The organism is Pseudoalteromonas sp. SR45-6, from assembly GCF_014163545.1.
GTDB lineage: Bacteria > Pseudomonadota > Gammaproteobacteria > Enterobacterales > Alteromonadaceae > Pseudoalteromonas > Pseudoalteromonas rhizosphaerae.
On record NZ_JACJDM010000102.1, the window covers coordinates 1 to 4,856 of the forward strand.

General features: G+C 37.9%; 3 protein-coding genes and 1 pseudogene. 3 read left to right on the forward strand and 1 reads right to left on the reverse strand.

Annotated elements, in window-relative coordinates; genetic code table 11:
- The first annotated feature begins 658 nt into the window (after positions 1-658).
- Positions 659-967 (forward strand): DUF6419 family natural product biosynthesis protein, encoded by a 309-nt coding sequence (locus H5158_RS22015; protein WP_182718863.1) that lies wholly within the window; start codon positions 659-661, stop codon positions 965-967.
- A gap of 258 nt (positions 968-1,225) precedes the next feature.
- Here H5158_RS22015 and bktB read toward each other — a convergent pair whose 3' ends face one another.
- Complete coding sequence (bktB, locus tag H5158_RS22020) at positions 1,226-2,419, reverse strand: beta-ketothiolase BktB (RefSeq protein WP_182740917.1); 1,194 nt, start codon at positions 2,417-2,419, stop codon at positions 1,226-1,228.
- Positions 2,420-2,741: 322 nt separating this feature from the next.
- On the opposite strand from bktB, the pseudogene H5158_RS22025 reads away from it, so the two are divergent.
- Both H5158_RS22025 and H5158_RS22030 read left to right on the forward strand, forming a co-directional pair.
- A pseudogene (locus H5158_RS22025) lies at positions 2,742-2,954 on the forward strand (hypothetical protein); the annotation flags it as partial.
- A 338-nt stretch (positions 2,955-3,292) separates the two neighbouring features.
- Complete coding sequence (locus H5158_RS22030; protein ID WP_182718861.1) at positions 3,293-3,664, forward strand: hypothetical protein; 372 nt, start codon at positions 3,293-3,295, stop codon at positions 3,662-3,664.
- The last annotated feature ends 1,192 nt before the right edge of the window (positions 3,665-4,856 follow it).

Sequence of the window (4,856 nt, forward strand, 5' to 3'; positions counted from 1 at the left end):
TCCACCATATAGTTTCATACCAAGCTCCTCGGATTCAGTTTATGTTTTGGTCAACACAACTGTATCGAAAAACTCGAGGAGCTTTCTATATGATTATCAAATCTTGACTTCAGACATCAAATTCACACGGCAAACTTATAAGCTGCTTTTAAAATGCCGGTGACTTACAAGCTAATTAATCTCTAAGTTAAATTAAGGAAAAGGATTTTTTGTATTAAATATAAAAGGCATTAAACGTATTTGGTTTTGGTTTACGCTAGTTGTATGTCCATTTTTGATTATTTTAGGCATGGCTACCTTTGTACAGTTATTAGGGCAGTACATGTATTCTCTGCAATTTGGTTTTTCTTCGCTATCTAGCTTTCAAATAGCATTTATGTGTGGCGGAATTTGTGCTTTTTCTGTCTCTGATAAAACGGCTGTAAAATTAAAAATAATGAAATGGACGGAGATAGAGATGGCGAGCCCTGTGAGCGGCAGTTTGGAAATAAGTAGTTTTATATTGGGGTTATTGATAAATCAAAAAGTTAGTTGAAACCTGTTAGGTGGAATACGATTTTTGATAATACAGCTATAAATAGCTGGTGGAAAAAAGGCACGATAAGGTGCTTTAAGTTAAGCTATATTGAATTAACTGTTAAACACCATGGAGGATGTTATGTTTAAAATAATAATTGGTTGTGCTGTCATATTTTCGTTTGTTTGCATGTTACTCGCCGCTGCACCTTTTACGCCTGCGATATCAGGATCATTTATTATGCTGTTGTTTGCAGGAGCTATTGGATACAAGGGCTACCTGCAATCAAGTTTGATATTGCTGTTAATTAATACGCTGGCGGTTATTGGTAGCCCAGCTACAGATATAGGCAACACTAATACATTACTGTTTTTACCGATATTATTTTCAATCTCATTTGGTGGTGTTTTATTAGGCGTAAGAAAGTTAACTTTAAAACACGTTTTGTAGACGAATGACTTGGTGAGGTTTGAGGTAAGCTTTTTTTTATTAAGCAATAAGGTGTAGCAGCGCTTTGCTCCCTTTGTGAAAAAAGCCTTTAAAGAGCTATTTGCACAAAGAAAAATGAAAGAGGAGCAAACGAGAAGAAAAATAGCCTTTCACATTGTTTGTTTCCTCTAACAGCAAAGCGTCTCTTAGTTCTCCTTGTGAATAAAGCTCTTATGTTTAAACCTAATGTGGTATCAAATAGTTGTTACAAACTTAGAATCAAAGCGCTTCAAAAATGGCTGCAATGCCTTGCCCACCGCCAATACACATTGTGACTAGCCCATATTTGCCATTAATTCGTTTGAGTTCGTACAAGCATTTAGTTGATAAAATTGCGCCCGTTGCGCCAACAGGGTGGCCTAAGGCAATTGCACCGCCATTCGGGTTTACCTTATGCGCTGGGAAATTTAACTCGTTGGCAACGCACAGAGCTTGTACTGCAAAGGCTTCGTTAGACTCAATTACATCCATATCATCAATGGTTAAGCCTGTTTTTTCAAATACGTGTTTTACCGCAGGAATTGGGCCGGTGCCCATTAACGAGGGATCAACGCCCGCTCTGGCATAACCTATTAATCGACCAAGAGGTTTTAAGCCTTGCTCATTCGCTTTTTGCTCAGACATGAGTACCAACATGGCTGCGCCATCGTTTATACCTGATGAGCTTGCTGCGGTAACGGTTCCATCTTTTTTAAAGTAGGGCTTTAAGGTAGCGAGCTTCTCGGTTGTGGTATCGGCTCGCACGTGTTCGTCAGTATCAAAAATATGGCTGCCACTTTTTGATTTGATTTCAATAGGGAGTATTTGCTGTTTAAAATGGCCTGCAGCAATCGCTTTTGCTGCTTTGTGATGACTTTGAGCTGCGTAAGCGTCTTGCTGGTCGCGGCTAATAGTGTATTTATCTGCAATGTTTTCAGCGGTTATTCCCATTGGGTTATTATCCCATGGGTCTTGTAATGTGGAGGTGAGTTCATCTTGCATGATGCTATTGCCCATTTTTTGCCCCCAGCGATTACTTTCGAGGGTATAAGCTGAGTTACTCATGCTTTCAGCTCCGCCAGCAAGGGCTGCGTCTACATCACCTAATTGTATTTGTTGTACTGCTTGTATAATGGCTTCAAGACCAGATCCACATAATCGGTTGAGAGTTACTGCGTGACTACTAATAGGTAACCCCGCATCTAGCCCAATGACTCTTGAAAGGTATGCGTCTTTAGGGCCGTTATGAATTACTTTACCGACTACAGTGGAGCCAACTTGGTTGGGTGATAGCTTGGCTCTGGCTAGTGCTTCTTTCGCACATAGAGTGCCTAGCTCGGCGGGCGTGAAATGTTTAAGGCTGCCACCAAAGCTGCCGATAGCGGTACGAACTGCGCTTAATATAACTACGCTATTGTTATTAAGTTTTGTCATTATTTTCTCTTCTTATTTTTAAACTTTATTCGCTTTGTTATAAATGAAGCTACTTAAGAACCAAAGGGATCTAAATTTTAGGTAATTCATCAAAACACAATTAAGCAATAAACAAAAGTAACAGCCGTATCCTGTTTGTTAATAAAGCCTATCAATTTATTTGAACATATAGATAAGTAATATGGCTTTTTCTAGATTTTAAAATAATTTATTTAGTTGGGCTCTCATTTTAACGATAACCCAATGTTTAATTTATAAATAATAAATAAGTAAGACACTCACCTTAATTTTTGCATTTTACAAAGCTAAATACTAAGTTTTAATTAGTGTGAAAAATAATCATGGTGCCGCTACAAAGTATTATCACTGTATTTCACGTTGTGTTCGCCGAGCATTTTTATGTGGTGAAGACTGCTTTACAGGAAAGTCTTATGAACATCGCAGAGGGGGGAAAGGCAAGTTACTTGCTTTAGTCGCAAAGACATTTTGTATTTATATATGTGCTAACGCCGTAATGAATAACCAGCAAAATGTAGCAACGTTAACAACAGCGAAAAACTACTGGCCAGTACTTATACCCAGCTAAAACGTCAAATATTGCCCCAAGGCAAGGGTTTGCATGTCAGTAATTTTGGATTTGTAGAATAAAAGCTTCCCAAGATAATTGTAAATGTAATTTTGAATGAGTTTTAGGCGGTAAATTGATTTGATCTGAACTTATTTGATGCTATTTTTAGGTGATTTTAAAATGGGGGAGTCATTTTTACTTGTTACACCGCTTCGCGGCATCAAAATTGTCGTAAAACTCAGCGTTAGTTCTCAAGGATGAAAATTTTGAAAATAATTATAGTTTGCATTTTACTCGTATTGTTCGTGTTCTATTGGATTCGTCCACTGGCTAACCCTGACATTACAGAATATTATCCTCCAATCATATATTCTGATGAGACCTATTTTTCAATTACGATCCCTGTGGAAATTGATTTAAAGGATGATAAGCGATCATTCACAGAGTTGTTTAATGCCTACGGTTTTAGCGGCAATGGCCCATCTATAGAGCAAGTTGTGAGAGCAAATACACATTTTGCATCTGTTCAATTTGATAGCGAAGGTGATGCATTTTTTATGTATACGTCAAATGAAGAGCAGTATTTGTCGATTTTAAATGAACTACGCTGTATGGAAGAAATTGCCTGTTTAAAAAAGTGGGTTAAAACCGCGCGATGGGTGTTGATTAAAGAGTGAGAGCAAATCGGATAGCCGGGGGTCTCTAACATCAAGCCCCAGACTGCTCATCATGCGCTTTTTATTAATAGCAAGTGCAATGGGCGGATCATCTCCCATCATGAATATTGATCCAAATATCTCTCAATGACACTAAACCTTGTGACGCTAAATAGTCATTGCCTAGCGCAATGTTAATGCCTTTTGTTTTTGAGCTTTGACAAGAGCTTTCGCTTCCAAGCGCCTACTTTTGGTACTGGTGATACCACACTATATGGATATGGCGAGTCGATCACTAACCTTCAACTTGATTAAACTGCGTATCTAATTAGTGCGTACTATTTTTATAAAAAGCACCACTGTCGCCTGTAACACATTATTACTAAACGGGGGATCTTGTGTTCTAAACCCACGGTTAGTCGATAAGCGTTGGAAGACTGCAAGTAAGTTACATCGACAGAATGAAGCTCAAAAAGACAGCTCAATAGGGCTATGACAGCTTTTTATTTAAGAAATGGTAAAAGGTTAGGCTGTATTGAGCCTGTTTGCTTGTAAGTAAACTGTGCAATATTACAGTTTAAAATGCATGAATAAATTGACCTTACACGGAAAAACGAAAGTAATGCTTTCATTGCATTATGCGGCAACTTTATTGTCTTGCTCATAATATAGAAAAGCTACTTGCTTAAAACGTCAACCAAACAAAAAGCTGCGCATTGCAATAATGCACTTTTTAGTGTGTTTGTTATTTAGGTTTTTTATCATGAGTTGTTTATTTGCATGATAAATTGAGAGCATGTTAGGGGACACAGTAAAATTACCAGATAAAAATCATGTTTAGTCTGAGATTATTAAAAGTGGGTGTCTATTTTATTGTTATGGTGGGTATTGCTAGTGGTTAATACTAGTCGTGTTAAGTTACTGACCATTTATAGCGACAGATAAATACAGTGATAACAAGGCAGGAATTTTGACATGTAGTTGTTCTCGGCAATTGCTCCTGCATTGCTCTACCTCCTGCATCCATGCTGTCGTACATAAAAAATCACTAACGCAGTCAGCACTTTATTTAGCCCGCTAGAATGGTTAAATATTTAAGTCGATTGGTATAAGGTATGGCTGAGTTATTCTCTTCACCCCCACCACTTTATGGTCGAATTAACGCGTTACGTTAATTTTCAATTTACCCCACAAAAAAAGCCAGCGATGCTGG